At 33.7% G+C, this 22,481-nt stretch carries 22 protein-coding genes and 1 tRNA gene; 12 read left to right on the top strand and 11 right to left on the bottom strand.

Annotated features, from left to right (window positions below):
* The first annotated feature begins 197 nt into the window (after positions 1-197).
* From pyrH to ABJD27_RS06965, 11 genes are all read left to right on the top strand, one after another.
* Positions 198-905, top strand: coding sequence for a UMP kinase (gene pyrH, locus ABJD27_RS07015; protein ID WP_348162329.1), 708 nt, complete (start codon positions 198-200; stop codon positions 903-905).
* A 51-nt stretch (positions 906-956) separates the two neighbouring features.
* Entirely contained in the window at positions 957-1,514 is a 558-nt protein-coding gene (gene frr, locus ABJD27_RS07010) for a ribosome recycling factor (protein ID WP_348162331.1), read from the top strand.
* Between the two features lie 82 nt (positions 1,515-1,596).
* On the top strand, positions 1,597-3,714 hold the full coding sequence (locus ABJD27_RS07005; RefSeq protein ID WP_348162333.1) for a DUF5686 family protein: 2,118 nt from the start codon (positions 1,597-1,599) through the stop codon (positions 3,712-3,714).
* A 67-nt stretch (positions 3,715-3,781) separates the two neighbouring features.
* Positions 3,782-6,187 (top strand): efflux RND transporter permease subunit, encoded by a 2,406-nt coding sequence (locus ABJD27_RS07000; RefSeq protein WP_348162335.1) that lies wholly within the window; start codon positions 3,782-3,784, stop codon positions 6,185-6,187.
* Positions 6,188-6,545: 358 nt separating this feature from the next.
* Positions 6,546-7,988 (top strand): asparagine--tRNA ligase, encoded by a 1,443-nt coding sequence (gene asnS, locus ABJD27_RS06995; protein WP_348162337.1) that lies wholly within the window; start codon positions 6,546-6,548, stop codon positions 7,986-7,988.
* Between the two features lie 286 nt (positions 7,989-8,274).
* Positions 8,275-8,925 (top strand): hypothetical protein, encoded by a 651-nt coding sequence (locus ABJD27_RS06990; RefSeq protein ID WP_348162339.1) that lies wholly within the window; start codon positions 8,275-8,277, stop codon positions 8,923-8,925.
* Positions 8,926-9,107: 182 nt separating this feature from the next.
* Positions 9,108-9,593: a hypothetical protein gene (locus tag ABJD27_RS06985; RefSeq protein WP_348162341.1), complete on the top strand. Its 486-nt coding sequence runs from the start codon at positions 9,108-9,110 to the stop codon at positions 9,591-9,593.
* Between the two features lie 116 nt (positions 9,594-9,709).
* A complete protein-coding gene (locus tag ABJD27_RS06980) occupies positions 9,710-10,498 on the top strand; it encodes an ATP-binding protein (RefSeq protein ID WP_348162343.1) in 789 nt (262 codons plus the stop codon).
* Positions 10,491-11,120, top strand: coding sequence for a response regulator transcription factor (locus ABJD27_RS06975; protein WP_348162345.1), 630 nt, complete (start codon positions 10,491-10,493; stop codon positions 11,118-11,120). The genes ABJD27_RS06980 and ABJD27_RS06975 overlap by 8 nt, the downstream gene beginning before the upstream one ends.
* Before the next feature lie 108 nt (positions 11,121-11,228).
* Positions 11,229-12,680 carry an RNA polymerase factor sigma-54 gene (rpoN, locus tag ABJD27_RS06970; RefSeq protein WP_348162347.1) on the top strand — a complete coding sequence of 484 codons (1,452 nt, stop codon included), beginning with the start codon at positions 11,229-11,231 and terminating at the stop codon, positions 12,678-12,680.
* Complete coding sequence (locus tag ABJD27_RS06965; protein ID WP_348162349.1) at positions 12,680-13,285, top strand: hypothetical protein; 606 nt, start codon at positions 12,680-12,682, stop codon at positions 13,283-13,285. The genes rpoN and ABJD27_RS06965 overlap by 1 nt, the downstream gene beginning before the upstream one ends.
* Positions 13,286-13,326: 41 nt before the next feature.
* Here the strand turns inward: ABJD27_RS06965 and ABJD27_RS06960 are convergent, their stop codons facing one another.
* From ABJD27_RS06960 to ABJD27_RS06910, 11 genes are all read right to left on the bottom strand, one after another.
* Positions 13,327-14,022: a porin family protein gene (locus tag ABJD27_RS06960; protein ID WP_348162351.1), complete on the bottom strand. Its 696-nt coding sequence runs from the start codon at positions 14,020-14,022 to the stop codon at positions 13,327-13,329.
* 110 nt (positions 14,023-14,132) lie between these two features.
* Positions 14,133-14,603 (bottom strand): biopolymer transporter ExbD, encoded by a 471-nt coding sequence (locus tag ABJD27_RS06955; protein ID WP_348162353.1) that lies wholly within the window; start codon positions 14,601-14,603, stop codon positions 14,133-14,135.
* Positions 14,604-14,607: 4 nt separating this feature from the next.
* On the bottom strand, positions 14,608-15,225 hold the full coding sequence (locus ABJD27_RS06950; RefSeq protein ID WP_348162355.1) for a biopolymer transporter ExbD: 618 nt from the start codon (positions 15,223-15,225) through the stop codon (positions 14,608-14,610).
* Between the two features lie 6 nt (positions 15,226-15,231).
* Positions 15,232-15,696, bottom strand: a complete 465-nt coding sequence (locus ABJD27_RS06945; RefSeq protein ID WP_348162357.1) for a hypothetical protein — start codon at positions 15,694-15,696, stop codon at positions 15,232-15,234.
* 29 nt (positions 15,697-15,725) lie between these two features.
* Entirely contained in the window at positions 15,726-16,520 is a 795-nt protein-coding gene (locus tag ABJD27_RS06940) for a MotA/TolQ/ExbB proton channel family protein (RefSeq protein ID WP_348162359.1), read from the bottom strand.
* 227 nt (positions 16,521-16,747) lie between these two features.
* A tRNA-Ser gene (locus ABJD27_RS06935) sits at positions 16,748-16,835 on the bottom strand.
* 117 nt (positions 16,836-16,952) lie between these two features.
* The gene (locus ABJD27_RS06930) at positions 16,953-17,978 is read right to left on the bottom strand and encodes an asparaginase (protein ID WP_348162361.1); all 1,026 of its coding nucleotides are present in this window, start codon (positions 17,976-17,978) and stop codon (positions 16,953-16,955) included.
* Positions 17,975-19,096, bottom strand: a complete 1,122-nt coding sequence (locus ABJD27_RS06925) for a 1-acyl-sn-glycerol-3-phosphate acyltransferase (RefSeq protein WP_348162383.1) — start codon at positions 19,094-19,096, stop codon at positions 17,975-17,977. Before ABJD27_RS06925 ends, ABJD27_RS06930 begins: the two co-directional genes overlap by 4 nt.
* Before the next feature lie 73 nt (positions 19,097-19,169).
* Positions 19,170-19,949, bottom strand: coding sequence for a TatD family hydrolase (locus ABJD27_RS06920; RefSeq protein ID WP_348162363.1), 780 nt, complete (start codon positions 19,947-19,949; stop codon positions 19,170-19,172).
* 39 nt (positions 19,950-19,988) lie between these two features.
* The gene (locus ABJD27_RS06915; protein WP_348162364.1) at positions 19,989-20,723 is read right to left on the bottom strand and encodes a hypothetical protein; all 735 of its coding nucleotides are present in this window, start codon (positions 20,721-20,723) and stop codon (positions 19,989-19,991) included.
* A 2-nt stretch (positions 20,724-20,725) separates the two neighbouring features.
* Entirely contained in the window at positions 20,726-21,310 is a 585-nt protein-coding gene (locus ABJD27_RS06910) for a sigma-70 family RNA polymerase sigma factor (RefSeq protein ID WP_348162366.1), read from the bottom strand.
* A gap of 116 nt (positions 21,311-21,426) precedes the next feature.
* On the opposite strand from ABJD27_RS06910, the gene ABJD27_RS06905 reads away from it, so the two are divergent.
* Positions 21,427-22,473 (top strand): hypothetical protein, encoded by a 1,047-nt coding sequence (locus ABJD27_RS06905; RefSeq protein WP_348162367.1) that lies wholly within the window; start codon positions 21,427-21,429, stop codon positions 22,471-22,473.
* Positions 22,474-22,481: the final 8 nt, after the last annotated feature.

Below are 22,481 nucleotides of genomic sequence, written 5' to 3'. Positions count from 1 at the left end.
TAAATATAACAAACTTGCTCTTTTACAAAGGTAAGAGTTTATAATAGTTTACACATAAACGAATGTTTTACCTATTAATTTTAAGACACTCACTTTTTCGTATTCTTAACAAACTATTATTTTGATCATAATCTTGTATAAAAGATTTCTTTAAAAAAGTAGTATAAGCACTATATTTGCGTAATCTTTTTTAATCTATGACATACAAAAGAATATTACTTAAGTTATCTGGCGAAGCCTTAATGGGCGATCGTCAATATGGTATTGACCCCAAACGCCTTGCTGAATATGCAGCAGATATTAAAACAGTTACCAGTACAGGAGTACAAGTCGCTATTGTTATAGGTGGCGGAAATATATTTAGAGGAGTTGCTGGGGCAAGCAAAGGAATGGATCGTGTACAAAGTGATCATATGGGTATGCTAGCAACTGTTATAAATGGATTAGCACTACAAGATGCTCTAGAAGATGCCGACATCCCTACTCGATTACAAACAGCCATAAAAATAAATGAAGTTGCAGAACCTTTTATAAGAAGAAAAGCGATGCGTCATTTAGAAAAAGGACGTGTTGTTATTTTTGGAGGAGGTACAGGAAACCCATACTTCACTACAGACTCTGCCGCTGTTCTCCGTGCTATAGAAATAGAAGCAGATGTTATCCTAAAAGGAACTAGAGTTGATGGAATTTACAATTCTGATCCTGAAAAAAATAGTGATGCTATAAAGTATGATCATATCTCTTTTGATGATGTATTACGCAAAGGATTAAAAGTGATGGATACTACTGCATTTACCTTAAGTCAAGAAAACGAACTCCCTATTATTGTTTTTGATATGAACAAGTCAGGCAACTTATTAAAAGTAGTTACTGGAGAGCAAATAGGTACCACAGTAAATCTATAAATTATTATCTGGCGTAATTTTTGTTAAATTACATTTAAAACATATTTTATTATGAATGAAGAAATTCAATTTATATTAGATAGTACTAAAGAAGCCATGGAAGGTGCTATCTCACATCTTCAAAAAAGATTAAACACAATACGTGCTGGAAAAGCAAGTCCTGCCATGTTACAAAGTGTTATGGTAGATTATTATGGTAGTCCTACCCCACTTTCTCAAGTAGCAAATGTAAATACTCCTGACGGAAGAACAATTACTGTTCAACCTTGGGAAAAAAGTATTATTTCCGACATAGAACGTGCTATTATGAATTCTAATTTAGGATTTAATCCTATGAATAACGGTGAAAGTATTATTATCAATGTCCCACCTCTTACAGAAGAAAGACGTAAAGACCTTGTAAAACAAGCTCGAGCTGAAGCAGAAGATGCTAGAATAGGGGTACGCAATGACAGAAAAGGAGCTAATAATGATCTTAAGAAACTAGACGATGTATCTGAAGATTTAATTAAAAATGCCGAGATTGATGTGCAAAGCCTCACAGACACCTATATTAAAAGTGTAGAAAATACACTTGTAGCAAAAGAAAAAGAGATTATGACCGTTTAGTAAAAACGAGCGTTAAACATATACAAAAAGCGACCGATAGAGGTCGCTTTTTTAATACATTTGAATATATCAAACATCATTTATGTATAGAATACTTTTTGTTTTATTATGCATACAAACAATTTCTTTTGGTCAAACCGATTCTACCAAAACCGTAGATGAAGTTATACAGAAAGCCATTTCCCTAAGAGAGAAAAATGATCCTCGAACCGTTCTCTCAAACTACACGTATACAAGCTATGAAAAAACAATCATTACAGATAGCTTAGACACCAGCACACATAGTTATTTATCAGAAAAAGTAAGTAACACTAGTTATGTTTCTTCTCAAGGATTTATAGAAGATGTTATTGGTTTTCAACTTGCAGGTTTTACAAAAACACGTTACGAAGTCCTTGCCGTAAATCTTCAATCAAGGTCTTTTTATGATGAAGACTTTGTTATATTTAATACAAGATATGCAGGCATCTTATCTCGACGAGGTTTTAGAAATTACATTTATACAATTCTCCCATCAGAAGCAGATAACGAAATACTCATATCTTTTACTCCAAAAAGACCAAAAGCAATACCTGGTCTATCTGGTTTTATGACATTAGACAAAGAAAAACTTGCCATCAAGAGTGTGCAAGTAAGTCTTGATGATGCGCTAAAAATAAAGCTAAGCCAATCCTATATATATAACGCAAAATCTGGCATTTATTTACCAGAAAACAGAGAACTTTTTATTGACAAAGGCCGTAGCGACAGACGTCTTTCTTTTTTTGGAGGACGTATTTCCATAGGAACCATTCAAGAAGAAGATCTAGAAAGGATGATTACAAAAAAGTATCTCATTTCTACGACGCGTAATAGTAATTTTTCGCTTAAAGCGAAAGAAGAAAAAAGTCAACCCTATGCCATTTCTGTACAACCAAATGCTACGGAACAATCTCCTGATTTTTGGCAAGAATATCGCCTAGAAGATCTTTCTAAAAAAGACAAACGCAGTTTTTCTGAAATAGAAAGAATCATAAATGCCGAAAACATAGAACGTCGATTAGGAACTATTAATAATTTTAGCGTTGGGTATTATAGTGTGAACTTCTTTGATTTTGATCTTACGTACCCTGTGAAATTTAATAATTTTGAAGGATTACGTTTAGGGCTTGGAGGTGTTACAAATGAAAGCTTTTCAAAACGTTTTCGAATAGAAGGATATGGAGCTTATGGTTTTAAAGATAAAGAGATAAAATATGGAGCTGGAGGTGGTTTTCTTTTAAACCCTAAAAAAGATGCTTGGATAAGTCTCACATATAATAGTGATCTAGAAGAAGTAGGAAACTACGCATATCTTACAGATAGACGTGTATATTCACTTTTTGAACCACGCCTAGTAAACATTAACCTATTTTACAAACATCGTACTACCCGAGCAAATCTTGAATATCGCATTGCTCCAAAGCTACTCTCAGAACTTCAGGTTGCACATAGACGCATTGATCAAACGACACCGTATCGCTATATAAAAAACGGAGAAGAAATACGCAATTATAACATTACAGAAGCTACTGCTGGTATACGCTGGAGTCCTGGTAGTAAGTTTATGAAATCTAAAGCAGGAATCACTGAGGTATCTGATGGATATCCTAAAGTGACAGCACAAGTTTCTCAAAGTATTGACGGGTTAGGAGGAGACTTTAATTTTACTAAAATAGGCTCTAAGGTTTTTTATAGATTAGATAGACTTAACAAATCGGCTACAGAATTATTAGTAGAAGGGAATATTGGATTTGGAGACTTACCTATTACTCACCTATTCCAAGCATACCCTAATGCTCCTACAAAAGAAACGGTACTTCAACGTTTTTCTGTTGCTGGGGTAAATAGTTTTGAAACCATGTTTTTTAGTGAGTTCTTTTCTGACAGATTGCTTACTGCTCAACTCAAACACAGGCTTGCTCCTTTTAACATAAGCAAACGTTTTAAACCAGAAATGGTTCTTATCACTCGTTTTGCCATCGGAGACATAAGTAATCCTCAAGATCATTTGGATATAGAATTTGGCTCTTTAAAAGAAGGATATACGGAGTCTGGTTTTGAAATCAACAAATTAATTTTTGGTTTTGGAACGAGTCTAACTTATCGTTATGGCGCTTATCATTTACCCAATTTTGCAGATAATATTGCTTTTAAATTTACCTTCAATTTACAACTGTAGAAAAGTCGTGTAAACGTCTCGGATTTTCCTTAATAAAAGAATACCTTTGTTCTCGTAAATAAAGGGAATGGCTAAGTTTTTAAGTTCAGGATTTTGGGAGAGCGTTGCTGGTATTATCCTGCGCAATAGACTCCTTATACTTATACTTATTTTAGGGACAACTGTATATTTAGGAAAGCAATGGGAGCATATGCGATTTACCTATACAGAAGCAAATCTTCTCCCAGATGATCACGAAGTAAACCTAGAATACAATAAATTTCTCGATAAGTTTGGAGAAGAAGGAAACCTTATTGTTTTAGGGATCAAAAATGATAGTTTATTTACTCCTAGGGTATTAAATGCATGGAATAGTCTTTCTGAAAAAATAGATCAATACTCAGAAGTCACTTTATCTATTTCCCTTAAAGATTTAAAACTACTTGACAAACAGGAAAACCCTGCTAGATTTGACCTAAAGTCATTTATACCAGATAGTGTCACTTCTACAAAACAAGCATCTGATTATAGAAAACAGCTTTTTAATAATCTACCATTTTATGAAAATTTAATTTATAATAAACAAACAGGGACTGTACGGTCTGCCATTTACTTAGATAAAACGATTGTAAACACACCAGCACGAAGAGATTTTATAGTTAACGATCTTATTCCTCTTATTGAGGAATTCAAAATCACTTCAGGAATTGATGTACGCACGAGTGGCATGCCATATATCAGAACGCTTAATTCTCAAAATATCATCGATGAAATAGGTTGGTTTGTAGGTGGCGCTTTACTAGTCACTTCCCTACTTTTCTTTTTCTTTTTTAGATCTTACAGAGCTACTTTTATTTCTATGATTACCGTAATCGTAGGAGTTATGTGGGCTTTTGGATTTTTAGGATTACTTAAATATGAAATCACTGTTCTTACAGCGCTCATCCCGCCTCTTATTATTGTTATAGGAGTTCCAAACTGTATCTTTCTTATCAATAAATACCAGCATGAGTACAAAACTCATGGTAATAAAATAAAAGCGCTTCAGCGTGTTATTACCAAAGTAGGAAATGCCACACTGATGACCAATATAACAACGGCATCTGGATTTGCTACTTTTATACTAACTGAGAGTTCGCTTCTTAAAGAATTTGGCGTTGTCGCGAGTATCAACATTATTGGGATATTTCTTTTATCATTACTCATCATTCCTATTATGTATAGCTATATGCCCCCTCCTAAGGAAAAGCATCTAAAACATTTAGGAAAGAACTGGATTGAAGGTTTTGTAAACTGGATGGAACGCATGGTACGCAACCATCGTATTGCTATATACATAGTAAGTGTTCTTTTACTTACCGCCAGTATGATTGGTATTAATCAGATTCGTGTTTCTGGAAGTCTGATTGAAGACATGCCTAAGAAAACAGCTTTCTTTGAGGATATCAAATTTTTTGAACAAGAGTTTGATGGTATTATGCCTCTAGAAATTCTGATAGATACAAAACGTAATAAAGGGGTTATGAAGCTCGCTACTTTAAAACGTATGGAAGAGCTTAGTCAGGTTATTGAAGAACAGCCTGAATTATCAAAACCCATCTCTATCGTAAATCTTGTGAAGTATGCAAAGCAAGCCTATTATAATGGCTCTCCTAAGTATTATCAGCTTCCAAGTAATAACGAACGTAACTTTATACTTCCATATACAAGTACTTTTTCTGATCAAACAAATCTTATGGGAGCTTATGTAGATAGTACTGGGCAATATGCTCGTATCACTACATTTATGAAAGATATAGGTACGGATAAAATGGAGCGTGCTGAAGATAATTTACGTGCCAAAATAAAAACATTATTTCCAAAAGACCGATATGAAGTGACCCTTACTGGGAAAGCGTTGGTTTTTCAGAAGGGAACAAATTACCTTGTAAATAATCTTGTTATAAGCTTGTCTTTGGCAATCTTACTTATAGCATTATTTATGGCTTGGATGTTCAGGTCATTTAAAATGATTCTTGTATCTCTTATTCCAAATCTTTTACCACTTCTTGTTACTGCGGGTATGATGGGCTTTATAGGCATTCCCATAAAACCGTCTACCATTTTAGTCTTTAGTATTGCGTTTGGAATTTCTGTAGATGACACGATACACTTTCTTGCAAAATACAGGCAAGAATTAAGAGCTAGTAAATGGCGTATTAAAAAATCTGTATATGCCTCTTTAAGAGAGACAGGTGTTAGTATGTTCTACACATCTATTGTATTATTCTTTGGATTTTCTGTCTTTATGATTAGTAGTTTTGGAGGCACTGTTGCCTTGGGAGGTCTTGTGAGCGCTACATTACTATTTGCGATGTTAGCAAATTTACTTTTACTTCCTTCTCTACTTTTATCATTAGAGCGCAATATTGCCAATAAGAAAGTACTAAAAGAACCCGCATTACAAATTATTACTTCAGAGACAGATCCTGAAGAAAAAGAACTTCCTGAATAACCTAACTGATCGGATTCAATTTCGTTTTACACAACATCTATTTTCTTTTTTTACTCTATTAAAAAGAGAAGTACGACAAATTCCCCTTTATTAAAAAATGAAGATGTATACGCTTTCGCGAAAGCGTATAAGATTACCGGCAATACCTGATTTATGAATTAGACTTCATTTTTTATGTAACTACTCTAAAATAGTAATAATGAAAAAAGAGATTTGCCTTACACCCTTAAAAAGAGAATGAGATCCCCGCTTTATCGGAATAAAAAAACCAAGAAGCATTCCTTATCATTTCCTTAAAAATGAACCTTGATATTTAAAAACAAAAATTATCTTTGCGCTTCTGTATAAAACAAAAAAAATGAAACACATATCTATTGTAGACCTTTTGGTCAGTACAGCAATACATCAAGAATTTATAGTAAAAGGTTGGGTACGATCTTTTAGAGGGAATCGGTTTATCGTTATAAATGACGGCTCTACTATTAATAATATACAATGTGTTTTAGATTTTGAAAATACCGATCCTGCTTTATTAAAAAGGATTTCAACGGGTGCTGCACTTATCATAAAAGGAACACTGGAGGAAAGTCAAGGAGCAGGACAACGTGTTGAACTTAAAATAAGCGATCTAGAAGTTGCAGGAGATGCAGATCCAGAAGAAGTAAAACGTACGATTCTTTCTCCAAAACGTCACTCACTTGAAACATTAAGAGAACAAGCACATTTACGTGTACGTACCAATACATTTGGCGCGATTATGCGATTGCGTTCTAAACTCTCTTTTGCAGTACATCAGTATTTTAATGATCAGGGTTTTTATCAAGCACATACTCCTATCATTACAGGTAGTGATGCAGAAGGTGCCGGAGAAATGTTTCGCGTAAGCGCACTAGATCCTGAAAATCCTCCAAAGAAAGAAGATGGGACTATAGATTATAGTCAAGATTTTTTTGGAAAGGAAACCAACTTAACTGTCTCTGGACAGTTAGAGGCAGAAACGTACGCATTAGGCTTAGGAAAAGTATACACTTTTGGCCCTACTTTTAGAGCAGAAAATAGTAATACTTCACGTCACCTGGCCGAGTTCTGGATGATTGAACCAGAGGTTGCTTTTTATGATCTAGATGCAAATATGGATCTTGCAGAAGATTTTATTAAATCTGTTCTGGGATATGTCTTAGAGCACTGTCAAGATGATTTAGCATTCTTAGAAAAGCGTCTTATAGAAGAAGATAGTAAAAAACCGCAAGCAGAACGTGCAGCAATGCCATTACGCGATAAGCTTAAATTTGTAGTAGACAACAATTTTAAACGTGTAAGCTATACCGAAGCGATAGCAATACTTCGTAATAGTAAACCAAACAAGAAAAAGAAATTCAAATACCTTATTGATGAATGGGGAGCAGATTTACAGAGTGAGCATGAGCGTTATCTTGTAGAGAAGCATTTTGAATGTCCAGTGATTCTTTTTGATTATCCAGCAGATATTAAGGCATTTTATATGCGCTTAAATGAAGATGGAAAAACAGTACGTGCAATGGATATTTTATTCCCTGGTATTGGAGAGATTGTAGGAGGCTCGCAAAGAGAAGAGCGTCTAGATGTCCTTAAAGAAAAGATGGCTGCTTTAGATATACCAGAAGAAGAATTATGGTGGTATTTAGATACCCGTAAGTTTGGAACCTGTATTCATAGTGGTTTTGGACTCGGGTTTGAACGTTTAGTATTATTTGCTTCAGGGATGACAAACATACGAGATGTAATCCCTTATCCTAGATTCCCTGGACAAGCTGAGTTTTAACCCGCATAATGTATTAGAAAATCTATTGCACCTTAAAGCAACTGCAAAATATACCACTACGTTACATTTTTAAGTTTAACCATAGCGATGCTATGCTAAAACTCAGAAAACGTGATATTTTATTGCTGTATAAATACTCATTACGAAGTTCTAATACATTATACGAGTTTAGAATATCGGGCATATAAGAATTTAAAAAGGGGCAAAAGCCCCTTTTTTCTTGTCAATACTCCCCGTATCATTGTACCTTACAAGAAATTCACTATAACCGATAAACCAAAAAATCATGAAATTTTTCAAGTACATCATCCCACTCACTATGATTATATTACTAGTAGAGTGTAAAGGTGATCACAGCAATAATGAGAATGACGACAATGATGGACCTCCTACAGTTGTTGTAGATGCTCCAGAAATGATTATTCCCATACAAAGAGGTGCTCAATTATTTTACAACTATAAAGAGAATAGAATCCCTTTAATTGAAGAATACGAAAACAGTAATTCATCAGACGGAGAAGAAGAATATCTTGCAACAACATCGATCACATTTGATTTTGAGATGATGAAACAATACATGAAGTATGTAGAACAAGAAGCTCAAGCTGCCCATACAGATATTAAAGGCTTACGTGTGTATCTAGGTCAATATTCTAAAAACAAAAATGAGAAACATCCAAGAGCAGAAACAGTATTTTTCAACCCGACAATGCAATTAAAATCAGGAAATGAAGTTGCTTTTGCAATATATAATCAAAATGGAAATCCAGTAGCTATTCCTGTAGGAGAACTTGTAGATTACAGTAACATTAGAGGAAGTAAAGGTCAAAAGAAACAAAAAATTCAAAATAAAAATGATGATGATGTAACGAGTCTTGTTGGTAATGATGGTCATAGAAGACCTCCGCCAATAAACAATGAAGATGGTGATTATTAATAACACATATATGTAGAAGATAGATGTTGTTATATATTATAGACATAATTCAGATACTTGCAGCTATAGCTTCATCTATCTTCTATTACAAATACAGGCATAGCTCTCTAAAGTTTATTTGCTTTTATTTATGGTATGCCATAATAAACGATCTTACAATAGGATATTATCTTGACGGAATATTGAAAGAAACTGACTATTTATATAATATTCGTCAAATTTTACTTTTCACATTAATTTATTATATTTTAAAGAAAAACATTCAAAAAAAAGTAAGAAGAAAAGTTGTTGATATTTTATTTACATTTTACCTTCTAACATTGTTCATTGAAATCATATTTTTTAAAAATTTCATTTCAAATTATTTACCACTATCTTATTTTACAGGAGGCCTTGTATCTCTTTTAGGGATCATGTATTATGCCATTGAGCGTCTTCAAAGTAAAGACACAACCCCTATTCAAAAAGATTTAACAGTTTGGTTTTTAATGGGAAATCTTATTTTTTGGATTGGTTATTTACCTGTATATATTATATTAAATAATTACACATATTTTCATAATGATGTAATAAACAACCTAATAGTACTAAAAAAAGCATTTATTATAATTCAAAATAGTATTTTTATTTTTGGATTTATAATTTCTGGAAAAACTTATAAAAACTAAATTTTCATATTTACTAAATCAATTACTTAATGATTGTGTTTTAATTATAAAAAGAAGCATTCACCCTAGCTTAAAGAATTTAAAACTAGTAAATTGCTTTATTACATTCATGACTTATGACGCAGGCACAAGGAAATAATACAGTAATCCTAATATTAATAGGTATTACTATATTATTATTATTATTAATTGTGGTCGGAGTTTTATTTTCAGTATTCATACGACGCAAGAATGAACTTCTCCTAGAGCAACAAACCTCTCAAAAACGTTTTGAACGAGAGATTGCAGAGTCACAAATAGAAATACGGGAAGAAACATTACGTAATATAAGTTGGGAATTGCACGATAATATTGGGCAATTATTAACGCTTGCCAAAATCCAGACTCAAAATTCTGGAGGAGACCAAGAGCAACTAGACGAAGCGGCAAACACTATAGGGAAAGGACTCAGAGAGATCCGTGCTTTATCTAAGCTTATCAATCCTGAGGCGCTTAAAAATATGACGCTAACAGAGGCTATCGAGCTAGAACTAGATCGTTTTAAACGCATGGAATACCTTACTCCTAGCCTAAAAGTTATTGGAATTCCTGTTGCAGTAGACAAAAAAATAGGGACCATTATCTTTAGAGTGTTTCAAGAGTTTTTTACAAATACGATTAAACACTCCAAAGCAACGCATCTAGATGTACGTATTACATACACAGACAACACTATAGATATCAAAGCAGAAGATAATGGGATAGGTTTTAATTTTGCTTTCGCGAAAGCAAAAAAAGGCATAGGACTTTCAAACATGGAATCAAGAGCAAAACTGATAGGCGCAGATATAAAAGTCACCTCTGAAGAAGACAAAGGCACACAGTTGCATCTTATATATACACCAAAAAACATACACCATGAATAAACTTGTAGTAGTAGATGACCATACACTTCTTTCTCAAGCCATCAGTGGTCTTGTTAATTCTTTTCAGGATTTTGAGGTGTTATATACCTGTAAAAACGGACAAGAGCTTATTGACCAGCTTGTTTTTGAAAACAAACGTCCTGATATTGTTCTTATGGATGTAAACATGCCCATTATGGATGGCATAGAAACCACTGCACACCTTAAAGAACGATATCCTGATATCAAAGTACTTGCCCTCTCTGTAGAAGAAGAAGAACGCACTATTTTAAAAATGCTCCGTGCAGGAGCTAGAGGATACTTACTTAAGGATACAGAAAAATCTGTTTTAGAAAGTGCATTAAAAGAATTAGTGAGCCAAGGTTTTTATCACACCAATACGGTTGCTCAAATTCTTGTCAAAAGCCTAACTGAAGAAAATGCATTGACACTAAAGGAGCGAGAGATCGAGTTTATAAAACACGCATGTACTGAGATGACTTATAATGAGATTGCAGACAAAATGTTCCTTAGCCCAAAAACGGTACAAGGATACAGGGATAGTGTTTTCTCTAAGCTTAATCTAAAGAACAGAACTGGGCTTGTCATCTATGCCATAAAACACGGTATCTTCAAACCGTAGTACTACAATAACACATAAGTGCTATTTTTTTCAATAGCTTCAGTAATTACATCTTGTATCTTAAAATTATAAGGGTATGATCTATTGCTTTTGCTTATTTTTGTTTCTATGTTAAAACAACAACTCAATTTTAAACTTTCGCAAAAGCTATCTCCTCAACAAATTCAGTTGATGAAGCTTATCCAATTGCCTACGCAAGCCTTTGAACAAAAAATAAAACAAGAGCTTGAAGAGAATCCTGCATTAGATAGTGGCAAAGAAGAAGTGAAAGATGAGTTTGACGAGTTTAGCAATACAGAGGATGACTATGGTAATGAAACTATAGAAGCCGAGATTAATGTAGATGAATACCTAAGTGACGATGAAATTCCTGACTATCGCCTTAGCGCGAACAATTACAGTATAGATGATGAAGACAAGCAAGTTCCTTATGCATCTGGCACTTCTTTTAATCAATATCTTAAGACACAACTCAACACTTTTCGTTTATCACAAGAAGAGCGAGATATTGCAGAGTTTATCATAGGAAGTCTAGATGAAAGCGGTTATTTAAGAAGGTCTATAGAAGATCTTATGGATGATCTCGCCTTCACTCAAAATGTCTATACTACAGAAGAAAAAATAGAAGAGGTGCTCTTTACGGTACAAGAACTAGATCCTTCTGGAGTTGCAGCACGTAATCTTGAAGAATGTCTAGTTTTACAATTATCACGTAAAACACCTACCAAAGCTATTGAACTAGCTATGGATATTTTAAGTAAGTCTTTTGATCATTTTAGCAAAAAGCATTATAAAAAACTAATGTCTAAGTTCAGTATTACAGAAGTAGAACTTAAAAATGCCATTCAAGAGATTGAGCACCTTAACCCAAAACCAGGTGGTTCTTATGCTAGTAACACAAAAATTGTAGAGCATGTAGTTCCTGACTTTACGATACGTATCGTAGAAGGGGAACTTGAACTTACACTTAATGGACGTAACGCTCCTGAGTTAAGAGTCTCTAGAGATTATAGCAACATGCTAAAGGGGTATAAAGCATCAAAAGAGAAAACAAAAGCGCAAAAAGATGCTGTTATTTTTATCAAACAAAAGCTAGATGCTGCAAAGTGGTTTATAGAAGCTATTTTACAGCGCCAACAGACCTTGTTTGTTACTATGAGCGCCATCATGCATTACCAAAAAGAGTACTTCCTTACTGGAGATGAACGTAATTTGCGTCCTATGATTCTTAAGGACATTGCAAATGAAATAAGCATGGATGTCTCTACAGTATCACGTGTAGCAAATAGTAAATATGTAGATACACCTTATGGAACAAAACTTATAAAAGAGTTCTTTAGTGAGAGTATGACCAATGACCAAGGAGAAGAAGTATCTACTCGTGAGATCAAGAAGATTCTTGAAACTGTCATCGAAGAAGAGAATAAGAAAAAACCATTAACAGACGATAAGTTAGCTGGTATTCTAAAAGAAAAGGGATATCCTATCGCTAGACGTACTGTTGCAAAATATAGAGAACAATTAGACCTTCCTGTCGCAAGACTACGTAAACAGATCTAATGAAATACATCATACGAAGCTTTTCTTATATTTTTCATCCACTATTTATGCCTATAGCGGGTGTCCTTCTATATTTTAATATCTCTCCGAGGTTTTTTAACAGTTCATTTCTTTTTTCAAAGTTATTTGCAACGGGAATTATGACCGTTATCATTCCTATTTTAAGTTACTTTATGCTTAAAAACTTAAATCAGGTTTCAGAAATTCATTTAAAAAATGTAAAAGAACGACGTCTCCCATTATTGATGCAAGCATTTTTTATATTCTTGTTGATTAAAATCATTTTTAAGGGTTATGAGATTCCAGCCTTGCATTTCTTTTTTGTTGGTATTTTAGGGTCTAGTTTAGCTTCGGTCATATTAGTATTTGCAAAGTTTAAAGCAAGTCTACATATGATTGGTGTTTCTGGATTACTCACTTTTATCATAGGCCTCAGTATTCATTTCAACCAAAACTTGCTTTTACTTATAGGCATATTAATAATAGGTTGTGGAGGCACAGCAACCTCAAGATTGGATGCAAAAGCACATACGTATCCAGAGCTTATAGTAGGTTTCTTTGTTGGGGCATTACCGCAATTAATGTCTTTTAAATACTGGTTATAGTTGCTAGTCTAATTAGAGAAACTACACGAGTACTTTTTCGATTATAAGAAATAAAATTGAAGTCCTATTCGTATTATTTGCAAATCTACTGCCTCTTGACTAAGACGAGCACTATCGTTAAAGAGGGTATTTAACCCATAATACGCTTGAAAGTTAAATGCTCCATATCCAAAAGCAAATGTTAATCCATATTGAAACTCATTTAATTCTGGAATATCTGTTTGATTAACTTCATTTCCTGCCTCTACAAATGTAGATTTAAATCTAAATATATATCCCAGTTGTACTCCTGTATGAATACGCCAAAATCCGTACTTAGTAGGTGTAGATGTCCTCCACCTATATTGAATTGGAACTTCTAGGCTATAAAATGTAAATCTGTTTTTATCTTCGTTTGTTTCATCAGGTATTACAGAAAAAGCAGTAGCACCTCCATCGCTTTCTTCTCCTATAAATAAATTTTGGTTAAACGTATCTATAGATACACCTAGCCCAACTCCAAAAGCTTTATTACGACGTTTATTAATGGGCATATCGCGTATAAATCCAAGTTGTAAACTCCCACTAAGTCCATTTTGAGAAACCCCTTCTGGTTTATTGGATAACAAATTAAAAGTTACACCAACATATACTTGATCTTCACGATACAACGAGTCTACAACAGAGATGTCATTTTGACTAAAAGCATACTGACATCCTACAAAAACTATTATTATAAAAAAGGCAATGTGCTTCACAAAATTTTGATTTAAAACAAAGATACAAGAAATGACTTTTAGATAAGTGCATAAAAAAACGTCTTGATAGATAATCAAGACGTCTTTTTACTAATTATAAAATTTTAGATTTATTCAACTGCACTACTAGGTGTAGTAATAAATATAATTTTAGGAAGATTTGCTTCGCGCAATTCTTGTTTTACATCATAAACCAATCCTGCTTCTGCATTTTCATCAATTTTTAATGCAATGATAGAAGAGCTTTGATATCCTTCATTCAATTTTGTAGAAACTTCTTGCAAAACAGCAGATTTTACTTCACTTACATCTACAATACGGTCACCTATTTGTATAATGGCTTCCTTGGATTTTCCTTTATAGCCCGGTCCAGGTTTTCCAATATATACAAAAACCGTTCTTTGTTTATCAAGTTTCTCAACTTGATCTGCTGGAGGTAATTGATTTAGAACTTTAAGATCATTTTTTCTAAGTACAGTTGCTACCATAAAGAAAAACAATAACATAAATACAATATCGGGTAATGATGCAGTATTTACAGGTGGAAGTTCTCCACCTTTTTTCTTTTTAAACTTTGACATAGTATTAATTACTTTTAGGTTCTGCTTCAGAAAGTTTAAAAGGGATTAATGTTTTAACCTCTTTTAATTTTTCCTTAGTTTTTACTTCATTACCAGTATAAGTACCAGCATCTATAGCTGCTTTAACTTCTGTATATTTCCATCCATATAGTCTTTCCGACTCTCTATCTCTAAGCTCATTATATGCTGCCCCTAATTCATTTTGAACAGCTATATAAGTAGTGTAATTTGTTTTTCTTGCACTACTCATAGAGATAATTGCCTTATCAGGATTATCAGATGAACTTGGACTACGAGATCCTTGACAAAAATCACAATATCCTTCTTGACCAGAAGGAATACCTCCATTGTCTAGGAAATCTATTGCAGCTTGACGCAAATCCTTCAACTCCATAGGTTCATTTTCTACTAGGAGGTCATTATTAGCATTTACCAAGACAATAAATAAATTTTTCTCCTTGATAATAGGTGGTACAACCTCTTCATCAAGAGGTGGAGGCAATTGCCTTACTAATCCTTTATCTTTATCTATAGTTGTAGTAACTAGGAAAAAAATAAGAAGCAAGAACGCAATATCTGCCATAGATCCTGCATTAATTTCGGGTGCTGAGCGTTTTGCCATAATACGTTATTTTATAAGTTTCTTTGCTCCTGAAAACAACATTAAACCAATGGCTGTTGCTGCTAAAATATAAAATGCATTTATACCTGCTCCTACCCATTTTGCGCCATTAGCAGATAATATTTTGTCATCTTTCATAGGTGTTTCGACACCATTAGCTGAGAAATAAGATATTGCTATTACAATTAAAAATGCTCCTACACCTATTAATGTGTTCTTAGCATTTCCACTAGCAAGTCCTTTTATAACAAATATTATTACTAATACTAGAATTAAAGCAAGCACTATGTAAGCAATAAGCATCAAATAACTAATACTTTGCGGTACTACCATCCCATTTACGTTTCCGTCTAGGGCTTTCAGTTCTTCTTGTAAGCCTTCACTATCCAATGTTGCAACAACTCCTGCAATTACAAGAGCGATCACTCCAAGGATACCGACTACTATTTTAAATATTTTATGTAATCCCATAATTTTTTAAAGTTTTTAAGGTATTACTATTATTTCTTATGCTTCACTAACATATCGATAAGTGTGATAGAAGAATCCTCCATATCATTTACAATACTATCAATTTTTGCAATAATATAATTATAGAAAATTTGAAGTATAATAGCCACAACAAGTCCAAATACTGTTGTAAGAAGTGCTACTTTAATACCTCCTGCTACAAGAGCCGGATTCATATCTCCTGCTGCCTCAATTTTATCAAAGGCTTGAATCATACCGATTACAGTTCCCATGAAACCAAGCATCGGAGCTAATGCAATAAATAATGAAATCCAAGAAACATTCTTTTCTAATTGTCCCATTTGCACTCCTCCATATGATACTACAGCTTTTTCTGCTGCTTCAACTCCTTCACCTACACGGTCAAGTCCTTGATAATATATAGAAGCTACAGGTCCTTTAGTATTACGGCATACTTCTTTTGCAGCTTCAACACCACCACTGTTTAATGCGTCTTCTACATTTTGTGCTAATTTCTTACTATTAGTAGAAGATAAGTTTAGGTATATAATTCTTTCTATTGCGATTGCTAAACCTAAAATAAGACATAAAAGAACAATTCCCATAAATCCAGGTCCTCCTTCTATAAAACGTTTCTTTAAATCTTGTGTAAAAGATAGTTCTTCTTCTGCATCTTGAATAGATATAGTTGCTCCTGCATCAACACTAGCGACTATTTGCTGTACTTGTACCGGAAGGGTTGTCTGCACATTGTTGGCTTTAGCTGTAAAAGTGCTTATAGCTACAACAGCTGCGATTGCCATAATAGAGAATAATTTTTTCATTGCTCTTGATCTTAAATTTAAATTAGTAAAGGGTTAAATATAGTAATTAATTAGATTAATTCTAAAAAAATAGTTGATAGAAACTGTTAATGCAATATAGTAGGCATATCTCATACACGAGACTTCCTTACTTAGAATGCGATAGCATATTTTTAGCCTTAAAAAAAGCGTATAAAATGTTTCTATAATATGTATGAACTTATAATAAAGAATAATTCTTCATTAAGCAGAGAGGAAGGGATTCGAACCCTCGATACGCTTTTGGCGTATACACACTTTCCAGGCGTGCGCCTTCGACCACTCGGCCACCTCTCTAGATTACTTTGAACATGCTATAGTACTATCTAGACATGACGCAGCATAATATCCTTCATCAAAAGGAGTGCCAAATAACAAAAAAAAACTGAACTGCTAAAAAGATATCTATTAAAATTATGTTAGCTCTCCTCTTAAAGGAGTTTCATAAACAGATTTAAAAACTTTATGTCCTAGTTTTTGCCCTAACAAATACATCATTTTTGTGATTGCCGCCTCAGAAGTTATATCTGCTCCACTTATAACACCAATCTTTTTTAAAGCCACACTTGTCTCATAATTACCCATTTGAACACTACCTCCTATACACTGTGTCACATTAACAACAGGAATTCCTTTCTTTATTGTCGATTTTATAGCTTCAACAAACCAACCTTCAGTAGTTGTATTACCCGAACCATAGGTTTCCATAACTACTCCTTTTATTTCTGATATATCTAGCATAGCCAGCACAACACTCTTAGGGATTCCTGGATACATCTTCAACAAAAGAATTTCAGTCACAAGGTTTTTGTGCACTTTAAGTGCTTTCCTATTTGTTTTAAGAAGTAATTCTTCATGTACAGTAAGGTGTACTCCCGAAGTTATTAATGCTGGATAATTAGGTGAATCAAAAGCTTCAAAATGCTCTGCACTCACTTTTGTTGTACGATTTGCCCTATACAATTTATATTCAAAATACAAACAAACTTCCTGAACTATCGGTTTATTACGTTTCTGAAGCCCAGCAATTTGGATAGCCGTAATAAGGTTTTCTTTAGCATCTGTTCTTAAATCACCTATTGGTAATTGAGATCCTGTAAAAATAACTGGTTTATCAAGATTTTCTAACATAAAGCTTACAGCTGACGCTGTATAACTCATAGTATCACTTCCATGTAACACAACAAATCCCTGATAGTCATCATAATTAGAAACAATCATCTCACATAATTCATTCCAATATTCAGGATTCATATTTGAAGAATCAATAGGAATATCAAATGAAGATGTACTTATATTACAATCTAACAATCTAAGTTCTGGGATATTTTGTAAAAGTTGATCAAAGTCAAAAGCTTTAAGAGCTCCTGTTTCATAATCTTTAATCATACCAATAGTACCACCAGTATATACTAAAAGTATATTCGGTTTTGCACTCATAGCTTTAAGGCATTAATTACAGGGTTTGCATACATCAATAAGAAACTATCTACTTCTAATTGGTTCTTCATATTTACTCTTCGAGCTAAACGACGCTCAAAATGACGTAATTCTTTTTCGTCATAACGATCTTTATATATTTTGTCTTTATTATATAAATCGTATGCAATGTAGTTAGACGGCCATAACTTATAATGGCTATATATTTTCTTATCTATTTCAGAAGCAAGACGTTTCAATTTATCATTATCGCTTTGCTCTTCTTCTTCTATTTGGTCATAAATAGTTGGATCTAATGGAGCCGCTTCAATATGAATTCGTTTTTTAAACCCTAATGCTCCTTTTAAAATGCTATTAAAGTCTTCATTGTTAGTCTTGATATAAGGTACGTTTGCTTGTTTAGCAACAATTTCTGGCACTTTTAAAATATCTGTAGGATCATACTCATAGGATATCGCTACAGGAACTATATGCAATTCCTTTATATATTGTAACAAAGGAGTCTTACCTCTGGCCATGGTAATCATTTTAAGAACACCTTGTTGGGTTTTATCTTTCCCGTCCTTTGTACGACCTTCTCGTTGAGCCATCCAAACAGATCTATTTTCAGAAAGCAAATGTTTAATATATTCTGATAATGTTTTTGAACTCTTTAATAATTCTCTCGGAGACTGATCTCTTAATACCAAAAAATTACGATTAAGCTTAGACAGTGCCATTAGAAAGTCTTTTTGAACAAGATTATCTCCAATAGCAGAAGCGGTCGTAATAAGTCCATTATCTATTAATCCTACATTTAGCAATGAAGTATCTAGTACAATATCTCTATGATTAGACATATATAAATATGCCTTATCTGCGGTAAGAGCATCAAATCCAGAGGTAGTAAATCCTTCAGAACTCTTTGTTAATAGATTCTGAACTGACTTATAGATCACTTTTGTCTGGAAATCATGAATAGAATAGCAATCTGATAAAACATCTTTAATTTCACTTGGAGATGCATCTGGAAAAGTAAACTGCAATAGCACTTTAAACATAGGATGTCTAAAAGCTTGTTGTAATGCCTTATTTACTTCAGTATCATGATAAGGTCGTATGTGATCAAATATTGAGATAATAACACTTTTAAATTAATAGCCACAAAAGAAACAAAATTATTTCAGTTTAGTACATTATAATAGACTAAGTTTAGTTTGTCTTTATATTAAGGAATACCGTATTGGCATTTTGTGATGTGATTTCGGCAATTTCATCAAGTGATTTTTGATAGATTGTCGCTAGTTTTTCTGCCACTAATGTCACATAACTACTCTCATTACGCTTACCTCGGAAAGGAACTGGACTTAAGTATGGAGCATCTGTTTCCAATACAATATGCTTCAAATCAATTTCAGAAAGAAATTGATCTATTTTTCCATTCTTAAATGTAGCCACACCACCTATTCCCAACTTCATATTATACCCTATTGCTTGTAAAGCCTGTTCTTTTGTTCCTGTAAAGCAATGAAAAATCCCATAAAGATCATCACCTTTCTCACTTTCCAACACTTCAAAAACAGCATCAAAAGCATCTCTACAATGAATAACTATAGGCAATTTATATTTTTTTGCTAGTTGTATCTGTCTTTTAAAAGCATCTTGTTGTATTGCTAATGTACTTTTATCCCAATACAAATCCACCCCTATCTCTCCTACTGCATAAAAAGATCTATTTTTAAACTGCTCCTCTACATGCAGTAACTCTTCTTCATAATTTTCTTTTACATGCGTAGGATGCAATCCCATCATTAAAAACATATGTTCTGGATATTTTGCTTCCAAAGCATACATTCGGTCTGTATATTCAGAATCAATAGCCGGAATAAAAAATCGCGTTACACCTGCATCAATGGCTCGTTTAATCATTGCATCTTGATCTTCATCAAAAGCTTCACTATATAAATGGGTGTGTGTATCTGTAAATTGCATGAGTCAAAAATAGAAATAGCCTATAACCTAACCTAACACTTATAGTTTTTTAAGAAGATCTTGTGCATTTTTATAGTTTTCTGCTTCTCTTGGCAAGCTTTCTAAAATCACTTTACACTGATCTTTTTTTCCCTGTTTTAAAAAATTCAAAGCCTGATACCATTGTGCTTTGTGCTTAAACACAGAGTTTCCAGTACTCAAACTCGTAAAAATCTGTTCTGCATTTGTATACTCTTCTATTTCTACAGAAGCAATTCCTTTATAAAATAACACTTGCGTATTGTCAGGGTCATTGATCAAAATAGCATCAAAATGAACTATAGCCTCATCATACAATCCGTTGTTGAAGGATTTTTCCGCTTTCGCGAAAGCGGACTCATCCCCTCCTCTTTCTACCAAATCTATATTTCCATCAAAAGCATAATCACTATAACTCGCATGCTGCATTTGAAACCAAAATATCGTACCAAATAACATCACCACACAGGCTGCAACTAGGTAACGTAATGGTTTAAAAGGAATAACTTTCACTTCCTTTTTAGGAATATTCGGCACTTTTAAATGCTGATCTGCAAGTGTCTCCAAAGTGTCTTTAAACGCTATCCGTTCTTCAGAAAAATGATGACTTAAGTGCCCATTTAGATCTCTAAAAATGGTAAATGCATCTTTAAGTTCTGGCTCCGTTTTTAGTCTTGACTCAAGACTATCTCTCGCTTCTGGAGAGAGTGCTCCTTGGAGATAGTCGTCAAAAAGTAGTATGGTTTTCTCGTCCATGACTATAGATTTTTAAGGGTTTGGTACTGAGCAGATCCTTGCACCATTGCAGTAAGTTTACCAATACAAAGTGATTTCTTCTTTCGAGCATATGCATAAGAGACATCTAACTTCTTTGCTACTTCTTCCATTGATTTAATAGAAAAACTAAGTTTTAATAGCTTCTTACAGGCGTCACCCATTTGCTCGAGCATTTGATTAAATAAACTTGCTCTGTCTTCATACAAAGCTGTTTGATCTGCTTGCTGTTGTACATTTGTATCTATAGATGTAATCTCTTCATTTATTGTTACCCCTATTGGCTTATTTTTTTTCAAAAAGTTAAGCCACTTCCGTTTACATATCAAAAAAAAGTAAGCATCAAAGGGACAACTAAGGGTAAGCCCTTTTGTCTTTGCTTGATCATAAATTGTGATAAGTGCTTCTTGAATAATATCTCTAGCGGCAGATTCGTCACCACTATTCTTTTGAATATATCCAATAACCTTAGGAGCAAAACGGGTATAGATTTCAGCAATGAGTTTATTGTCATTTACAAGTAATGCCTGTACAAATTTCTGGTCAGGATGCACCCCGCTATCTCCCATATTTACTGGATTTATAAGTAAATATAAAAAAAAGTTTCAGAAAAGGGGTAACAATATAAAGAGGGTGGTGATATAAGGGTGTAAAAACAAAAACAAAACAACAAATTAATAATATTATGAAAACAGCAATCTTTAATTACACAGATCAGAAAAACAGTATGAATGTGTATTCAGTAACTAGATTAATCACTTTATGTTTATTATCACTTATACTTTTAATAAGTTGCGAAACAAATGATGACGTCGATATAATAACTGAACTACCAGATGATACTGCACAAATATTTGGAGGATTAGAATATGACAATAGCATTTCTGAAGCACGTGAAAACGCCATTCAAAACTTTACAATAGATGCATCTACAGGAGGTGTCATCATTGGCGAAGATGGGACTCAAGTATACTTTCCACCTAACGCACTTACCCATATTGGAGGAGAAGCAGTCTCTGGTGACGTAGCTATAGAATTTATAGAAATTTACAGTAGAGCAGATATGCTTACTCAAAACCTACCTACTAATGGAAAAAATGATAACGGAGATATTGTTTCTATCATCTCTGGCGGTGAATTTTTTGTAAACGCTACTCAAGGAGGTAATCAACTTGTCGTTCAAACTCCATTTGAATTAACGGCACCGACAGATGCTTTTGATCCAGAAATGACTGTTTTTGTGCCTGAAAACTGTAACGGATTAGATTGTGATGTTGTATGGGAAGAAGATGAAGATGCTGGTATACAAGGAGGTGAAATCCAAAATGCTGATGGTACTTGGACCTCTGCGTATGTAGCACCTCTTACAAATTTTGGGTGGACAAACTTAGACAAATGGTGGTCTTATGCAGGTCCTAAAACAATGGTATATGCAGATGTCCCTGATGGTTTTAACGAAACGAATAGCGCCGTATATGTATCTTATGATGGAGAACCTAATGCACTCGCACTTTTTGATACATACGACACAAATTTAGATATGTTTACAGAACATTATGGACAAATGCCTATCGGACTAGAAGTACATTTTATATTTGTATCTGTACAAGATGGTGATTATGTATATGCTATACAGGGAGCAACCATTGGAACAGATCATATCGAAACTTTCACCACTACACAAACAACGACAGAAGCTGGTCTAACAGCATTAATAAATGCATTACCATAAAGATTATA

Origin of the sequence: Dokdonia sp. (genome assembly GCF_039945015.1) — a bacterium.
In the GTDB taxonomy this organism is placed as follows: domain Bacteria; phylum Bacteroidota; class Bacteroidia; order Flavobacteriales; family Flavobacteriaceae; genus Dokdonia.
Note: the sequence above shows the minus strand (reverse complement) of the source record. Positions and strands in the feature narration are given on the sequence as shown.

Coding starts and splice junctions, on each gene's coding strand:
- pyrH (WP_348162329.1), top strand. CDS start 198: ATGACATACAAAAGAATATTACTTAAGTTATCTGGCGAAGCCTTAATG.
- frr (WP_348162331.1), top strand. CDS start 957: ATGAATGAAGAAATTCAATTTATATTAGATAGTACTAAAGAAGCCATG.
- ABJD27_RS07005 (WP_348162333.1), top strand. CDS start 1,597: ATGTATAGAATACTTTTTGTTTTATTATGCATACAAACAATTTCTTTT.
- ABJD27_RS07000 (WP_348162335.1), top strand. CDS start 3,782: ATGGCTAAGTTTTTAAGTTCAGGATTTTGGGAGAGCGTTGCTGGTATT.
- asnS (WP_348162337.1), top strand. CDS start 6,546: ATGAAACACATATCTATTGTAGACCTTTTGGTCAGTACAGCAATACAT.
- ABJD27_RS06990 (WP_348162339.1), top strand. CDS start 8,275: ATGAAATTTTTCAAGTACATCATCCCACTCACTATGATTATATTACTA.
- ABJD27_RS06980 (WP_348162343.1), top strand. CDS start 9,710: ATGACGCAGGCACAAGGAAATAATACAGTAATCCTAATATTAATAGGT.
- ABJD27_RS06975 (WP_348162345.1), top strand. CDS start 10,491: ATGAATAAACTTGTAGTAGTAGATGACCATACACTTCTTTCTCAAGCC.
- rpoN (WP_348162347.1), top strand. CDS start 11,229: ATGTTAAAACAACAACTCAATTTTAAACTTTCGCAAAAGCTATCTCCT.
- ABJD27_RS06965 (WP_348162349.1), top strand. CDS start 12,680: ATGAAATACATCATACGAAGCTTTTCTTATATTTTTCATCCACTATTT.
- ABJD27_RS06955 (WP_348162353.1), bottom strand. CDS start 14,603: ATGTCAAAGTTTAAAAAGAAAAAAGGTGGAGAACTTCCACCTGTAAAT.
- ABJD27_RS06950 (WP_348162355.1), bottom strand. CDS start 15,225: ATGGCAAAACGCTCAGCACCCGAAATTAATGCAGGATCTATGGCAGAT.
- ABJD27_RS06945 (WP_348162357.1), bottom strand. CDS start 15,696: ATGGGATTACATAAAATATTTAAAATAGTAGTCGGTATCCTTGGAGTG.
- ABJD27_RS06940 (WP_348162359.1), bottom strand. CDS start 16,520: ATGAAAAAATTATTCTCTATTATGGCAATCGCAGCTGTTGTAGCTATA.
- ABJD27_RS06930 (WP_348162361.1), bottom strand. CDS start 17,978: ATGAGTGCAAAACCGAATATACTTTTAGTATATACTGGTGGTACTATT.
- ABJD27_RS06920 (WP_348162363.1), bottom strand. CDS start 19,949: ATGCAATTTACAGATACACACACCCATTTATATAGTGAAGCTTTTGAT.
- ABJD27_RS06915 (WP_348162364.1), bottom strand. CDS start 20,723: ATGGACGAGAAAACCATACTACTTTTTGACGACTATCTCCAAGGAGCA.
- ABJD27_RS06910 (WP_348162366.1), bottom strand. CDS start 21,310: ATGGGAGATAGCGGGGTGCATCCTGACCAGAAATTTGTACAGGCATTA.
- ABJD27_RS06905 (WP_348162367.1), top strand. CDS start 21,427: ATGAAAACAGCAATCTTTAATTACACAGATCAGAAAAACAGTATGAAT.